The organism is Embleya sp. NPDC050493 (assembly GCF_044458105.1).
GTDB lineage: Bacteria > Actinomycetota > Actinomycetes > Streptomycetales > Streptomycetaceae > Embleya.
The window spans coordinates 242,052-257,213 of the sequence record NZ_JBITHP010000006.1; the positions used below are offsets into that span (position 1 = coordinate 242,052).

At 72.5% G+C, this 15,162-nt stretch carries 12 protein-coding genes and 1 tRNA gene; 6 read left to right on the plus strand and 7 right to left on the minus strand.

All coding sequences use genetic code 11. The features are described 5' to 3' along the window. The 5 genes from ACIBM5_RS15205 to ACIBM5_RS15225 form a co-directional block, all read right to left on the minus strand. A complete protein-coding gene (locus ACIBM5_RS15205; RefSeq protein WP_396007271.1) occupies window positions 1-1,578 on the minus strand; it encodes a DUF6745 domain-containing protein in 1,578 nt (525 codons plus the stop codon). A 112-nt stretch (window positions 1,579-1,690) separates the two neighbouring features. Next, a complete protein-coding gene (locus ACIBM5_RS15210; protein WP_391587110.1) occupies window positions 1,691-2,017 on the minus strand; it encodes a hypothetical protein in 327 nt (108 codons plus the stop codon). Window positions 2,018-2,187: 170 nt separating this feature from the next. Next, on the minus strand, window positions 2,188-2,856 hold the full coding sequence (locus ACIBM5_RS15215) for a response regulator (RefSeq protein WP_396007272.1): 669 nt from the start codon (window positions 2,854-2,856) through the stop codon (window positions 2,188-2,190). Further along, window positions 2,853-4,100, minus strand: a complete 1,248-nt coding sequence (locus tag ACIBM5_RS15220) for a sensor histidine kinase (protein ID WP_396007273.1) — start codon at window positions 4,098-4,100, stop codon at window positions 2,853-2,855. Before ACIBM5_RS15220 ends, ACIBM5_RS15215 begins: the two co-directional genes overlap by 4 nt. A 430-nt stretch (window positions 4,101-4,530) precedes the next feature. Further along, on the minus strand, window positions 4,531-6,699 hold the full coding sequence (locus ACIBM5_RS15225) for a putative bifunctional diguanylate cyclase/phosphodiesterase (RefSeq protein ID WP_391587112.1): 2,169 nt from the start codon (window positions 6,697-6,699) through the stop codon (window positions 4,531-4,533). A gap of 545 nt (window positions 6,700-7,244) precedes the next feature. Here ACIBM5_RS15225 and ACIBM5_RS15230 point away from each other — a divergent pair. Then, a complete protein-coding gene (locus ACIBM5_RS15230) occupies window positions 7,245-8,099 on the plus strand; it encodes an ADP-ribosylglycohydrolase family protein (protein WP_391587113.1) in 855 nt (284 codons plus the stop codon). 136 nt (window positions 8,100-8,235) lie between these two features. Here the strand turns inward: ACIBM5_RS15230 and ACIBM5_RS15235 are convergent. Both ACIBM5_RS15235 and ACIBM5_RS15240 read right to left on the minus strand, forming a co-directional pair. Beyond that, a tRNA-Thr gene (locus ACIBM5_RS15235) sits at window positions 8,236-8,311 on the minus strand. Window positions 8,312-8,396: 85 nt separating this feature from the next. Continuing rightward, entirely contained in the window at window positions 8,397-9,194 is a 798-nt protein-coding gene (locus ACIBM5_RS15240) for an STM4013/SEN3800 family hydrolase (protein ID WP_391587158.1), read from the minus strand. Between the two features lie 288 nt (window positions 9,195-9,482). Here ACIBM5_RS15240 and ACIBM5_RS15245 point away from each other — a divergent pair, with 288 nt between their 5' ends. From ACIBM5_RS15245 to ACIBM5_RS15265, 5 genes are all read left to right on the plus strand, one after another. Next, window positions 9,483-10,337, plus strand: a complete 855-nt coding sequence (locus ACIBM5_RS15245; protein ID WP_396007274.1) for an NUDIX domain-containing protein — start codon at window positions 9,483-9,485, stop codon at window positions 10,335-10,337. After that, window positions 10,334-11,566 carry a lipopolysaccharide kinase InaA family protein gene (locus ACIBM5_RS15250; protein WP_396007275.1) on the plus strand — a complete coding sequence of 411 codons (1,233 nt, stop codon included), beginning with the start codon at window positions 10,334-10,336 and terminating at the stop codon, window positions 11,564-11,566. Before ACIBM5_RS15245 ends, ACIBM5_RS15250 begins: the two co-directional genes overlap by 4 nt. 124 nt (window positions 11,567-11,690) lie before the next feature. Then, on the plus strand, window positions 11,691-12,686 hold the full coding sequence (locus ACIBM5_RS15255; RefSeq protein ID WP_396007276.1) for a hypothetical protein: 996 nt from the start codon (window positions 11,691-11,693) through the stop codon (window positions 12,684-12,686). Continuing rightward, complete coding sequence (locus ACIBM5_RS15260) at window positions 12,683-13,966, plus strand: adenylosuccinate synthetase (RefSeq protein ID WP_396007277.1); 1,284 nt, start codon at window positions 12,683-12,685, stop codon at window positions 13,964-13,966. Before ACIBM5_RS15255 ends, ACIBM5_RS15260 begins: the two co-directional genes overlap by 4 nt. A gap of 329 nt (window positions 13,967-14,295) precedes the next feature. After that, a complete protein-coding gene (locus ACIBM5_RS15265) occupies window positions 14,296-15,057 on the plus strand; it encodes an electron transfer flavoprotein subunit beta/FixA family protein (protein ID WP_391587118.1) in 762 nt (253 codons plus the stop codon). The last annotated feature ends 105 nt before the right edge of the window (window positions 15,058-15,162 follow it).

Consider the following 15,162-nt stretch of genomic DNA (forward strand, 5'->3'; position numbering starts at 1 on the left):
TCAGGTCTCGTGCAGTGGGCGGTAGTTCTCCGGGCTCAGGCCGAAGGTCCAGGCGACGCCCTCGCGGGCGGTTCGGGTGTCCGGGGGCACGCGCAGCCAGTACGTGCGGGTGCTGCCGTCGGGTTCGGGGGTGGAGTTGAGTACCTCGACCATCACGATCGGTTCGTCGTCGTCGAGTTCGATCTCCCACAACACGCCGGTCTCGTCCCGGTCCAGCGGCTGGGCGCCGACCTCGCGCAGGTAGCGGTCGTAGCCGTAGATCTCCAGCATCACCCGGCGCAGTTCGGCATTGTCCTCGTTGTGGATCGCGCGCACGGTCAGCCGGCTGCCGCCGGGGCCCAGGCCGCCGACGAAGTCGGCCGGGACGGGCATGCCGCGCCACGCGTGCAACGCGAAGCCGTCGGCGTAGGTCAGTGCCGGGCCGTCGCCGTTGTGCAGCCGCGACTGGTCGTCCCGGTGCATCGTGGTGGGCCGCTCGCTGACCAGCACGACCCGCTCGTACGGCCACCACCAGCCGATGTGCCGGGCCACCTCGCCGAGTTCGGCCAGGACCGGGAAGTCGAACTGCGGGAAGCGCTCCTTGAGCCCGTCGAAGACCGCGAGCCAGGCCGCGTCGTGCTGGCCGCCCAGGGCGCTGTGCGTGGTCGCGCGGACCTTGTCCGCGACGTCCCACCGACCGCGCGAGGCGGGGGTGCGCACGGAGGGATCCCACGCGCCCACACCGGAGTGCACGGCCTCGCGGATCCGCTCGGTCAGCTGCCGGGTGGGCTCCCACAGCCGATCGGCGCCCTCGGCCCAGGCGAGATCCCAGCCGGCCGTGCCCAGCAACGCGGTGGCCTCGGCCTTGGCGGCCGTCCAGGGGCCGCTCCAGAGCCGTTCCTGCACGGGACGGCCCGGGCGGCCGGGCACCTTCACCGACAGCCGGGTGGCGGCCAGATCGGCGGGCTTGCAACTGCCCGCCGCCACGGCCGCGGCCACCGCCGCCGCGAGCGGCGAGTCGTACCAGACCACCCGCTCCGGCTCGGGCAATCCCGCGGCCCGGTACACGGCCCGGATGGCCTCCTCGGCGGCCGGCCGACCGGCGGGGCCGGTGGCGGCGGCGACGTGCGCCCAGTCCGTGGTGGCCTCCGCCAGCGCCAACCGGTCGGCCAGGCCGAGTACGGAAGCGTGCCGCGGAGCCGGGGCGTGATGCGGGGCGGGCCTCCTGCGCTCGCCGGCCGGGGCCGACCGCGCGCTCTCGGAGGCCGTCCGGGCGGGCTCGCCGGTCGCGCGGGCCGGGGCGTGCAGCGGGGTTCGATGCGCCCGGTCGGCGGCCGGTGCCGCTCCTCGGGCAGCCGGCCGCGCCGAGTCGGCGGCCGTCCCGGCGGGAGCGGAGGCCGGTGTCGGGGCGGCGACGCGTGGGCGCGGGCGAGCGGGCGCCGGTGCGGCCGCGCGGGCGGCCTCGGCCTCGCGGGCCCGCAGTGCCGCCCAGGCGGCGGCCGCCGGGTTGGCGGGCGCGGCGGGCGGGGCCGGCGGTCGCGGCGCGGGCGCCTTGCGGGGCAGCGCGATCCCGGGCAACTTGCGGGGCGGCGTGGCCATCGTGTCTCCCATGACTTGCGGTTGCGTCCGGGTCGGGTCGGGATGCGTACGCACGGTGCTCGGGCCGGCGCCGGCCGGGCGGCGCGGTCGCGCCGAATTCCGCCGACAGAGCCTAATCGGCGACCATCCGGACCGCGCCCGGGATGTATTCGCGTTGGCGGACCACGCGGTACCAGCCCTTGGGGAGGTCGATCGTGGCGTGTTCCTCGTGCACGATCCGGGTTGCCTCGTCCAGGTGCAGGTGGCCGATCAGCATCGGTTCCGGGGCCAGGTAGAGGGTGCCCTCGCCGACGACTGCGTGGGCGTGCCCGGTGGCCTCACCGAGCGCCAGCACCAGCCGGCCGCGCGCGTCCCGGGGCTTGGTCGGCAGCGCCTCGACGCCGGTCGGCACGGCCCGCTCGCCGATCGGCTGCAACAGGATGTCGCCTTGACGGAACACGGCGAACCTCCATCGGGATAGTCGAATTGACGGTGGCTCAACTCCACCGCCGCACACGCTAACCACCTCGACCGACAACCCGCGCCCGCCCACGAAGCCCACCACGCGCCCCCGACGTCGGCACCGCAACCCCGAAGGGCCCGAGCACCGCCCCCTCGTCGGGCGCACGCTCAGTAGCCCGCCGGTCGCACCAGGCCGGTTTCGTAGGCGTAGACCGCGGCCTGGGTTCGGTCGCGGAGGCCGAGTTTGACCAGGATGCGGCCGACGTGGGTCTTCACCGTCTGCTCGGCCACCACCAGGCGGGCGGCGATCTCGGCGTTGGACAGGCCCTGGGCGATCAGGGACAGGACCTCGGTCTCGCGTTCGGTGAGGTCGCCGACGCGGTCCTTGAGCGGGGCCCGCGGGGCGCCGGCCAGGCGGGAGAACTCGCCGATCAGCCGCTTGGTCAGGTTCGGCGCGAGCAGCGCGTCGCCGGCCGCCACCACCCGTACCGCGTGGGCGAGTTCCTCGGCAGAGGCGTCCTTGAGCAGGAAGCCGGACGCGCCCGCGCGCAGCGCCTCGTACACGTATTCGTCCAGGTCGAACGTGGTCAGCACGAGCACCTTGGCCACCGCGTCGGCGGAGCCGGTGATCCGCCCGGTGGCCTCGATGCCGCCGAGCCGAGGCATCCGGATGTCCATCAGCACCACGTCGGGCGCCAGTTCGGCCACCTGCTCGACCGCGTCGAGGCCGTCCACGGCCTGACCGACCACCTCGATGTCGGGCTCCGCGTCGAGCAGTACGGTGAAGCCCTGCCGGACCATCACCTGGTCGTCGGCGATCAACACCCGGATGGTCACGAATCGTCCTCCAACGGAAGTCTGGCCACTACCTCGTAACCGCCGCCGGGAATCGGCCCGTCGGCGAACTCGCCGCCCAGCATGGCGACTCGCTCGCGCATCCCGAGCACCCCGTGTCCGCCGCCCGGCGGGGTCGGCCGATCGGGCCGGTCGGCCGGTGCGGTCGCGGTGTTGGCGATCCGGATGGCCAGGCCGGTCGCCTGATATCCCAGCTCCACCCGAGTCGCCGCTCCCGGCGCGTGCCGCAACACGTTGCTGAGCGCCTCCTGCACGATCCGGAACGCGGACAACTCGACCCCGGGCGGCAGTGCCCGTCGCTCGCCGGTGATCCGGGTGTCGACCCGCAGACCCGCGCCGCGCACGTTGTCGACCAACTCGTCCAGCCGGTCCAGGGTGGGCTGCGGCGTGTGTCGCGTGGCATCGGACAGCTCGTCCTCGGAGCGCAGCACGCCCAGCACCCGGCGCAGTTCGACGAGCGCGTCGATCGCGTTCGCCCGGATGCCGGTCAGGTTCTCCTTGAGCGCGTCGGAGGGGTTGTCCACCAGGTGCGGCGCGACCTGGGCCTGGATCGAGATCACCGACATGTGGTGTGCGACCACGTCGTGCAACTCGCGGGCGATCCGGGTGCGTTCCTCCAGCAGTGTGCGGCGGGCCCGTTCCTCGGCGGTGAGTTCGGCCTGGACCACCAACTCGGTCCGGGCCTGCCGCCGCCCGCGCAGCGAGGCGCCGACCACCGCGGCGACGGTCAGGGTCAGCCCGGCCGAATACAGGTCGAGGTTGTGCATGGGGGAGAGGAACGCGACGTGGACCAGCAGCCCGACCAGCACGCTGAGCGCCAGCACCTCGACCGTGACGCGCGGCCGCGCCCGCAGCGCGACCAGGAACACCGCGGCGGCGTGCAGCACGATCCCCGCTCCGGTCCACGGGAACATCTGCGGGCTGTGCGGGTTCGCCACCAACGCGACCACGGCCATCGCCGCGGTCACGGCCCACCAGGCCTGCACCGGCCGGAACATCGCGGCCACGACCGCCACCGGCGCGATCGCACCGAGCAGTACGCCGGCCCAGAGACCCAGGCCGTACTGCCAGATCAACTGGTTGATGTTGATCACCCCGACCGGGACGGCGAGGACGACCAACAACACCGCGGACGCGGGCTGCCAGTCCCGCCAGCCGCGCGGGAGCGGGTCGGGCGTGGCCGTCCACAGGTCCGTACGCAGCGTGCGCGCCACCGCGCCCGCCACGCTCCCGATCCGGCCCCCACCCTCCCCTCGCACAAGATCAACCCTAGGCACGCCGCACCTCCGCCGTCCGGGCGGGCCCCGAGCGCGCCCCCGGCACCGACGCTAGGCGCCGTCCCCACCCGCGGACGTCCCGCCCGGGGGCTCACTCGCCGAGTGGCTCCGAAGTACTACGGGTATCAGGCCGCCGACCCGCGCGCGCCACCCGCACCCGCCCCGTCCGAGCGGCCCGACCGGGCGCACCCCACCCGCGCGGCCCGCCTCGCGCACACCCCGCCGGGGCGGCGGCTCGACCCGCGCGCCCCACCGGAGCGGCCCGACCCGCACCGGTCACCCGGGGCAGCCCGACCCGCGCCGGCAACCGCGCGCCCGCCGGCCCACACCGCCCCGCGGACAGGGGCCGCCGGTCGAGCCGGCCGGCGTGCCCCCACCGTCAACTGCGTTCCTTGACCCCCGCCAACATGCCCTCGATGCGATCCGGCGGCCCGGGCCGGGAGAAGTACCAGCCCTGCCCCGCGTCGCAGCCGATCGCCCGCAGCCGCTCCGCCTGGACCGCCGTCTCGATGCCCTCGGCGGTCACCGTCAGCCCGATCGCGTGCGCCAGTTCGACCAGCGAGGCCACGATCCGGCCGTCCACCGGGTCGGAGTCGCCGGGTTGGCGCAGGCCCTCGACGAAGGAGCCGGCGATCTTCAGCTCGCAGACCGGCAGTCGGCGCAGATAGGCCAGGTTCGAGTAGCCGGTGCCGAAGTCGTCGATCGCGATCCGGATACCCATCGCGGCCAGTTCGCGCAGTCGCTCCAGCGGGCCACCGTCGGTGGACATGATCTGACTCTCGGTCAGCTCGAATTGCAGCCGGCCCGGGTCCAGACCCGTCTCCGCCAGCACCCGCTCCACCTGGCGGACCAGGCCCGGTTCGCGGCACTGGCGTTCGGCCAGGTTGACGCTGATGAACGGGGCGCCGTCCGGCTCCAGGTCCTGCCAACGGCGCGCCTCGCGGCAGGCCTGCTCCAGCACGTGCATGCCCAGCGGCACGATCAGCCCGGTCTCCTCGGCCAGGCCGATGAAGCGGTCCGGGCCGACCAGGCCGTTGCGCGGATGGCGCCAGCGCACCAGCGCCTCGACGCCGAGCACACCGCCGTCGGCGAGCGAGACGAGCGGCTGGTAGTCGACGTAGAACTCGCCGTGGTGCAGTGCGGCGGGCATCTCCGCGGACAGCGTGTAGCGGGCCACCTCGCGGTCGTTGCGGTCGGTGTCGAACACCGTCCAGCGCCCGCGTCCGTCGGACTTGGCCCAGTAGAGCGTTATGTCGGCCGCGCGCAGCGTGTCCGCCGGGCTGGTGCCGGCCACCGGCCGCTCGACGATGCCGATGCTGGCGGTCACCGTCAGGTCGTGGCCGCGGATCCGGAACGGTTCGCGCAGTGCGGCGAACACGCCGTCCGCCAGCGCCACGACCTGCCCGGTGCCGGTGGAGTGCTCGACCAGGATGACGAACTCGTCGCCGCCCATCCGGGCCATCAGGTGCCCGGCCTGGCCCGCGTAGCGGCTCAGCCGTCGGGCGACCGCGACCAGCAACTGGTCGCCCACGTCGTGCCCGAGGCTGTCGTTGACCACCTTGAACCCGTCCAGGTCCAGGTAGCACAGGCCGACCCGGTCACCGGGGCCCGGGTGTTCGAACGCGGCGGTCAGCCGCTCGACGAACAGCGCCCGGTTGGGCAGCCCGGTGAGCTGATCGTGCATCGCCTGATGGCGCAGGCGGGTGTGCAGGCGATGCCGGTCGGTGACGTCCTCCAGCATGCAGACCTGGTACTCGGGGTTGCCCTTGGAGTCGCGGACCAGGGACAACGACAGGTGTGTCCACAGCGTCTCGCCGTCGGCCTTCTCGAACTGCTTCTCCAGGGCGAAGTGGTCGCGTTCGCCGGTGATCAACTCGTCGTAGAGCTTCCACATGTGGTCGGTGTCGCCGTCGTGCATGAAGTCGCGGACCTGCCGCTTGCACATCTCCTCGACGCTGGCCGCGAACATCGTGGTCATCGCCTGGTTGACGTCGATCACGTTGCCGTCGACGTCGCCGATCCCGATGCCGATCGCGGCCTGATCGAAAACCGCCCGAAAGCGCGCTTCACTCGTGTGCAGTGCGTGCTCGGCGCTGTCCCGGGCGACCAGGACTGCGGCGTGGATGGCCTCCTGCTCGTCCAGGGTGCGCCGGCGCAGCGCCTCTGCGTAGCCCGCGGCGAGGGCGCCCATCAGGGCGGCGATCCGCTCCAGGTACGCGTCGGGGTCCTCGCCGCGGCCGACCGCTTCGCGACACAGGATGGGCCACCAGGGGCCGACCAGGCCCAGCGTGCGCTCCAGCGTGCCGCTGCCGGTGAAGTGTTCGCCGACGAGGGACGCGCCGACCTCGCGCGCGATGGCCGGGTCGAACGGCTCGGTGCGCAGCGCCTGCGCCAGGCGCAGGGCCTGCTCGCGCAGGTATTGCTCGATCTCGGCACCACTCAACGGGACGAAACTGGTGCCCTCGATGGTGCGGGCCCAGTCGCGGGCGAATCGGCTCAGCGACGCCCCGGCCCCGTCGGCCCGCGCGTCGTCCGTACCGCCGTTCACCCTGCGCTCCCCACGGTGGTCCGGGCGCACATGCCGTCCCCCCGGCACGCCTGGACCCACGCTGTGCCCGGCGCCCACGATGGTCGATCCACCGCCCCACCTTTCCTCCTCGGGGGCGATCCGCCACCGCGCAATGTCGGTGCGGTCGCCGCTCGGACGAGCCGGCCGCAATCCCCAGCGGCCGTGTGAACGAGCCACATCACCCGTTATCACCCGTTCGGACGAGCCGGTTGGTACCTCCGGTGTGTCCCGACGATCGCGTGATCATCGTTGACGGTATCCGCCGCGGCGCGGAAACGTCTTGTAGTTGGACACGGCGCGAGGAGCATCACTCCGGAGAGGGACAGGTGGTGCGCGCGGGTCCGTACCGAATTGTGGCGTACGCCCTCGCGCTCCGGCGCACGCAGGGCTCCCCATCCGACGGCTGACGGACCATCAGGTTGCCGCCCCCGGGCAACGGTACGCTCTACCGGCTTGAGTCGGCGAGGTGGGGCGCCGTCGCCGCGGGTGAACGGCGGCCCGCCCGAGTGGAGGGTGTGGTCTCGATGTTGGTCGAACTCGCGGTCGCGGATGCGTACGGAGCGGGGTTCGAGTACGCGGATCGAGCGTTCGTCGTGCGAGGCAACACACTCGCCGGTTATGTGCAGCATCCTCGTCATCGTGACGTGCTGCCCGGCCGATACACCGACGACACGCAGATGAGTATCGCGGTCGCCGAATGGTTGCTCGGTGACGATCACGGGATACCGGCGCTCGCGGACCTGTTCGTGCGGGCGTACAAGCGCGACGCGCGCGCCGGATACGCGCGGGGATTTCGGGGCGTATTGGAGGAAGTCGCCGACGGCACGGAACTGCTGGAGGTGTTGCGGCCGGAGAGCGACAAGAGCGGCGCCGCGATGCGTGCGGGTGTGCTGGGCCTGTTGCCGGATCTCGCCGACGTGCGCCGCACGGCCGCGCTCCAGGCCCGGATCACCCACCGCACGCTCGGCGGGATGACCTCGGCGACCGCGGCGGCGCTGGCGGTGCACTACTGCCGGTACGACCTGGGCCCGGTCGCCGAGCTGCCGATGTGGCTGGTGGCGACGCTGCCGGCCTCGACGGGTCCGGCCGTGTGGGCGCAGCCGTGGCGCGGCAAGGTCGGCTCGCCGGGCATGGACAGCACCCGCGCGGCGATCACCGCACTGGCCGCGCACACCGGCACGGCCGCGTTGCTGAAGGCATGCGTGGCGTACACCGGCGACGTGGACACGGTGGCCACCATCGCGCTCGCGGCGGCGAGTTGCTCGGCGCAGTACACCCAGGACCTGCCGCCCGCCCTGCTGGCGGGCCTGGAGAACGGCCCGTACGGGCGGGACCATCTCGCGGGTCTGGACGCGCGATTGACGGCCCGGTTCGGCTGAGCCCGCCGTTCGGCGGCCGCTTCGCGGTCGCGCGCCGGTGAAAGCTCGGCGAAAGATTCGGTCCGGACGCCCCCGAGGGGTGTACCGGCGAAACACGAGAGGCCCCCCGGCGAACCGGGGGGCCTCTCGCTGTGCCTGGAGCCCCAATACGGAATCGAACCGTAGACCTTCTCCTTACCATGGAGACGCTCTACCGACTGAGCTATTGGGGCCTGCGCGGCGAAAACTTACCGGATCCGCGTTCGGTTCGCCAACTTGATCCACGAGCGGCTCCGTGGCGCCCTCACCGGGCGGCGCTCACCACTCGCCGGGGTTCATCGTGAAGTGCGCGTACGGGACGGTCCACTCCACCTCGCGGGCGGCCTGCGCGCGTTCGTCGTAGGCGGTGCCGTGGTCGCCGGTGACGATCGCGAAGCAGGGCCTGCGGCAGCTCATCGCGCGAAACAGCCGGCCGATGTGCCGGTCCACGTACTCCAGTGCGGCGGCGTGGGTGTCGCGGTTGTCGCCGTCGGCGGCGGTGGCGCCCGGGGTGTGGAACCAGTTCGGCCGGCCGATGGCGGCGACGTCGACGAGCAGGAAGAGCCGGCGGTCCGGGTCCAGGCCGCCGACCACCAGTTCGGCGCGGGCGACCTGGGCCTCGAACGAGATCGGTGAGGTGACGCCGAGTTCGGGGTCCCAGTGGCTCTCGGCGAACATCCCCGGCAACACCGAGTCGAGCGCGCCCTGCTTGTCGAAGCAGCCGACCCCGCCGATGCAGGCGGTGTGGTAACCCGCCTTGGTCAGCGCGCTGGGCAGGTCCGGGGTGTCGAACAGCCATGTGTGCGCGTTCGTGGACTCGGTGTCGCCGAGCCGGGCGGCGAACAGGCGCGGGTGCGGGCCGGGGCCCTCCGGGGTGGGCAGGTAGCCCGCCAGGAACGCGGTGTGCGCGGCGAAGGCGAGGTTGGCCGGGGTGTAGCGGCGCTGCCAGCCGCCCTCGGGCAGGACCCGGGAGAGGTTGGGCAGCCGGCCGGCGGCGGCGAGCTCGACGGCCACGTCGTAGCGCAGCGCGTCGAGCGTGACGAGCAGTAGGTCCTGCTCGCCCACGACGGCGTTCATGTCGGGACCGGTCATATCGGACATGCCACCTTCTCCGCATCTGCTCGGGTGTTCGGGGCCGCCGCCGGTGGCCCGCACGCGGGCGGCGAATGGATCGCCCATGCCTACCAGAGGGAGGCGACTCTTCGAGGGATAACCCCCTCGCCGGTGTTCGGGTCGCGGTGTATGTTGTTCTCAACGTAAGAACATCTCAACCGGAGAACAACCGTCGAGTCGGTGTCGGGAACGTGAACCGCCGGGGCTGCGTCGGACCTGCATCGCAGCGGGCACATCGGAGGGAAGTGCGACATGGCCGACACCGCCACCACCGAACGCGACTGGCTCGCGTCCTACGACCCCAGGGCCTGGGATCCGATCGCGGTGACCGTCGACATCGTCGCGCTGACGATCCGCCCGCTCGGCGGCGCCGGTCGGGCGGGCACCGACCCGGACGGTACCGGCGAGGATCCGGCCAAGGCGCTGCACGTGCTGCTCGTGCGGCGCGGCGAGATGCCCTTCGCCGGGCGGCTCGCGCTGCCCGGCGGCTTCGTGCGGCCGGTGGTCGGCGCGGACGGCACCCGCCGGGAGGAGGACCTGGGCGAGGCCGCCGAGCGCGAACTGGCCGAGGAGACCGGGCTCGCCGCCGGCGCCCGGCCGGCCCGGGTCCACCTCGAACAACTGGGCACCTACGGTGCGCCCGGGCGCGACCCGCGGATGCGGATCGTCTCCGTCGCCCACCTGGCCTTCGCGCCGGACCTGCCCGATCCGACCGCCGGCGGTGACGCCGCCCACGCGCTGTGGGTGCCGGTCGCCGAGGTCGATCCGGACACGCTGGCCTTCGACCACGCGCGCATCCTCGCCGACGGCCTGGAGCGCGCCCGCGCCAAACTCGAATACTCGCCACTGGCCACCGCGTTCGCGGGTGAGGAGTTCACCGTCACCGAACTGCGCGAGGTCTACCAGGCGGTGTGGGGACAGCCCATGCACGCCGGCAATTTCCACCGCAAGGTGCTGTCGGTGCCCGGCTTCGTCGAGGACACCGGCGCCACCACCGCGCGCGGCGGGGCTCGCGGCGGTCGCCGCGCCCGGCTGTACCGCGCGGGCCCCGCACGTCTGCTGCACCCGGCGCTGTTGCGCCCGTCCCCGGAGGAGGACTCCCGATGACAAGGACGCCCGGCACCACCTCGACCACCCCCACGACCTTCACGGCCGCGCTCGACCTGCTGAGCGAGGCGCCGGACCCGCAACGCGTCTTCGGGCCCTACGACGGCACCCCGGAGGCCTGTCTGCGAGCCGGCAACCGCACCTACCGACAACTCGCCCGGCTGCTCCACCCGGACACCGCGCCCGCCGACCGACGGGCCGAGGCCGCCCGCGCGTTCACCGACCTGGGCGAGCTGTGGAACCGCTATCAGCAGGACATCACCGGCGTGACCGGCCGTCAGGTGGTGATCACCACCAAGCGCCGGGTCTACTCGGTCGGCGAGGAGCGCGCGCGGGGCGACATAGCCACGCTGTACAAGGTCGGCTACCGGGCCGAGGACGACGGCGAGGCACGGGCGTTGCTCAAGCTGCCGCGGTCGGTGAGCGACAACGACCTGATGGAGCGCGAGGCCACCGCGCTGGAGCGGATCGCCCGCGAGGGCGATCCCGAGTACGCGAACTACGTGCCCCGGCTGATCGAGACGTTTCGGCACCGGGACGCCAAGAGCGGCGTCGAACGGCGTGCCAACGTCATCGAACGGGTGCGCGGTTTCCGCTCGTTGACCGAGGTGCGCGAGGCGTACCCGGACGGCCTGGACGCGCGCGACGTGGCCTGGATGTGGCGTCGCCTGCTGGTCGCGATCGGGTACGCGCACCGGGCCGGCGTCGTGCACGGCGCGATCACCCCCGACCACGTGCTGATCCACCCGCGCGACCACGGCCTGGTCCTGGTCGACTGGTGCTACTCGGTGCTGCTCGACGGCCCGGGCGACGCCGACCGGCCGGAGGCGGTCCTGCGCGCCAAGGCGGTCGAGCACGTGCCGGCGATGATCGACCGGCATGCGGACCTGTATCCGCCGGAGATCCCCGGCAAGCAACCGCCGGAGACCGCCGCCGACGTGTACATGGCGACCCGGTGCATCACCGACCTGCTCGCGGCGGACGCGCCCAAGCCGCTGCTGCGCTTCGCCCGGGGCTGCTCGCTGCCCGCTCCCGCCCGGCGTCCGCACGACGCCTGGAAGCTGCTCGGCGAGCTGGACGAACTGCTCGGCAAGCTCTACGGCCCGCGCCGCTTCCGGCCGTTCGCGATGCCCACGCGCCGCGAGAGCAAGGACCCGGCAGCCGGCACCGGCCCCGTCCGCACCGGCGACCAGCGCCGCGACCGGAACCGGCCGGTCGATTCGGTATGACGCCGACTCGACCCGATGCCGCACCGCGCGGAGTCCGGTCGATTCCGCACGGCGCGAGGCCGGCCCTCCGGCCGACCTCGCGCGCACAGATCCCAACGCCTTGATCGATCGGGGAGTGAGCACCATGGGCAGTGGCAACTGGTCCACCAACGTCTACGACGCGGCACAGAGCTACAACGCGGCCTCGGGCCGCAGCGCGTTCCACTACGACCACGTCACCAAGCGCAGCACGCCGCGCAGCGCCTGGAAGGCGCACGACGACCTGGACCCGCGCCTGGCGGGTGTGCGGGAGAGCCGGGACAGCGACGAGCACCCCACGTCGCTGGCCATCTCGGTGCTGTTCGACGTGACCGGTTCGATGTTGCAGGTCCCGCAGACCCTGCAGACCAAGCTGCCCGAGCTGTTCGGCCTGCTGCTGCGCAAGGGCTACGTGCAGGACCCGCAGATCATGTTCGGCGCGATCGGCGACGCCACCTGCGACCGAGTCCCGTTGCAGATAGGCCAGTTCGAGTCGGACAACCGGATGGACGACCAGCTCGGCAACATCCTCCTGGAGGGTGGCGGCGGCGGACAGAAGCGCGAATCCTACGAACTGGCCCTGTACTTCATGGCCCGGCACACCTCGATCGACTGTCACGAGAAGCGCGGCAAGCGCGGCTACCTGTTCGTGATCGGCGACGAGATGCCCTACCGCAGGGTGCGCCGGGCCGAGGTGAAGGAGTTCATCGGCGACGACCTCGCCGAGGACGTCCCGATCGAGCGGATCCTGGCCGAACTCCAGCGCATGTACGAGGTCTACTACATCCTCCCGGCGGGCTCGTCGTACGTGGGCGACACGGAGGTGCTCGGCGAGTGGAAGGGCCTGCTGCGGCAGAACGTGATCGAACTCGACGACCCGGACGGCGTCTGCGAGACGATCGCGCTGACCATCGGCCTCGCCGAGGACGCGATCGACCTGGACGAGGGCCTGGAGCACCTGCGCGAGGTCGGCGCCACGGCGCAGGTCGCCAACGTGTCCAAGGCGCTCGCCTCCTACGCCCGCACCGGCGGCGCGGTGGCCGTCTCCGGCTCGCTGCCCGGACTGGACGGCGCCGGCGACGCGGGCACCACGCGTCTGTGACGGCACGTCATATCGCGGTCGTCGACCTGGGGTTCGGCGACGCGGGCAAGGGCACCACGGTGGACCGGCTGTGCGCCCGAGCGCGCGAGGAGGGGCGGTCGGTGCACGCCGTGGTGCGCTTCAACGGTGGCGCGCAGGCCGCGCACAACGTGGTCACCGACGACGGGCGGCACCACACGTTCGCCCAGTTCGGCTCGGGCACCTTCACCCCGGGCACCCGCACCCATCTGTCCCGGTTCATGCTGGTGGACCCGCTCGCGCTGGCCGCCGAGGCCGAGCACCTGCGCGCGCTCGGCGTGCCCGAGCCGCTCGCGCTGCTCACCGTGGACCGGGAGGCGCTGTTGACCACGCCGTACCACGCGGCGGCCAACCGGGCCCGGGAGCTGGCGCGCGGCGCGGCGCGGCACGGGTCGTGCGGGATGGGGGTGGGCGAGACGGCGGCGTTCGCGCTGGCCCACCCGCAGGACGCGCCGCGGGTGGGGGACTGCGCCTCGCCGGGGCTGCTGCGCCGCCGGTTGACGGCCGTACGGGACGCGCTGAGCGTCGAATTCGGGACACCCCTGGGTCCGGACGTGTCGGCCTGCGTGGAGGCGTTCCTGGGCTTCGGACGGGCTGTGCGGATGGTGGATCGCGCGTACGCGCGCGAGCTGCTGCGCGGTGGACCGGTGGTCTTCGAGGGTGCGCAGGGCGTGCTGCTGGACGAGTGGCACGGATTCCATCCGTACACGACGTGGTCGACCACGACCTTCGCGAACGCCGAGACGCTGGCCGCCGAGGCGGGCGAGGAGGTGTACCGGCTCGGCGTGCTGCGCACCTACACGACCCGGCACGGTGCCGGTCCGCTGCCCACCGAGGACGCGGCGCTGACCGCCGCGCTGCCGGACCCGCACAACGGGACCGGGCGCTGGCAGGGCGCGTTCCGGGTCGGACACTTCGACGTGCCGGCGCATCGGTACGCGGTCGCGGTGTGCGGGGGAGTGCACGGGCTCGCGCTCACCCACGCGGACGTACTCGGGCGGGCGGGTGCGGCGGTGGCCGGGTCGTACGAGGGCGTCGAGCCCTCGGTGGGCCCGGCGCCCGACCTGGCGCATGCCGAGCGGCTGACCGGGCACATGTTCGCCGCGCGGCCGGTGTTGCGGCCGGCGCCGGAGCCCTCGCGGTGGCCGGAATTCGTCGCCGCCGAGCTGGGCGCCCCGGTGACCTTGCTCTCGTTCGGTCCGCGCACCGGTGACAAGTGCGAGCAGCCCGTACTAGGCTCGTATTACTCTCCGGTAACATAGCGGTCCGAGGGTGACTCGAAGAGCGATTCGAGGAGCGCTCCGAGGGGTGGTTCGCGAGGTGTCGAGGGATCGGGGCCGGGTCGGTGGTCAGCGGCTTTACCAAGACCGCGTACTCTCGAAGCAGAAGTTGACGGACCGTCAGAACTGAATGTGCCCTGTGTCACGCGTGCGCCTTCGCGCGGGCGTGGCATCGTGGCGCGGAGATTGATGGATCTTGGGGCCGGAACCGTGGGCCTGTCGCCGTCCCCGTCGACGGGCATGACACCCTCGGACCGGCACCTGGGTGACCGGACGACCACAGGAGAACTGTTGTGAAAATCGTTGTCTGCGTGAAGTACGTACCCGACGCGACCGGGGACCGGGGCTTCAACGACGATGGCACCACCGATCGCGAGTCGGTCGACTCCCTGCTCTCGGAGCTGGACGAGTACGCGATCGAGCAGGCGCTCAAGATCGTGGAGTCCGGCGTCGAGGCCGAGATCACGTTCCTGACGGTCGGTCCGGACGACGCCAAGGACGCGCTGCGCAAGGCGCTGGCGATGGGCGGCGACAACGCCATCCACGTCAACGACGACGACATCGCGGGCACCGACGCACTGGGCACCTCGCTGATCCTGGCCAAGGCCATCGAGCGGGCCGGCTTCGACCTGGTCGTCTGCGGCATGGCCTCCACCGACGCCTCGATGGGCGTCGTGCCGGCCATGCTGGCCGAGCGCCTGGGTGTCCCGCAGGTCACCTACCTGGACGAGGTCACGGTCGAGAACGGCACCGTCAAGGGTCGTCGCGAGGGCGACGTGGCCACCGAGCGGATCGAGGCCGCGCTGCCCGCCGTCGTGTCGGTCACCGACCGCACCGGCGAAGCCCGCTACCCGTCCTTCAAGGGCATCATGGCGGCCAAGAAGAAGAACGTGGAGTCGCTGGACCTGGACGACCTGGGCATCGAGTCGGACCAGGTCGGCCTGTCCGCAGCGTGGTCGATCGTGGACACCGCGACCAAGCGCCCGCCGCGCGCCAAGGGCGAGGTCGTCGAGGACGAGGGCGAGGGCGGCGTGCAGCTGGCCGGGTTCCTCGCCGCCAAGAAGTTCATCTGAGTCGGTCAGCAGCACCGGACTGTTTCGACACGTTTGTGGAGGTCGCCCCCGGGGCGACCGAGCATCGCAACCCGGCCGGAGAAATCCGGGCTGTACCGGACAAGG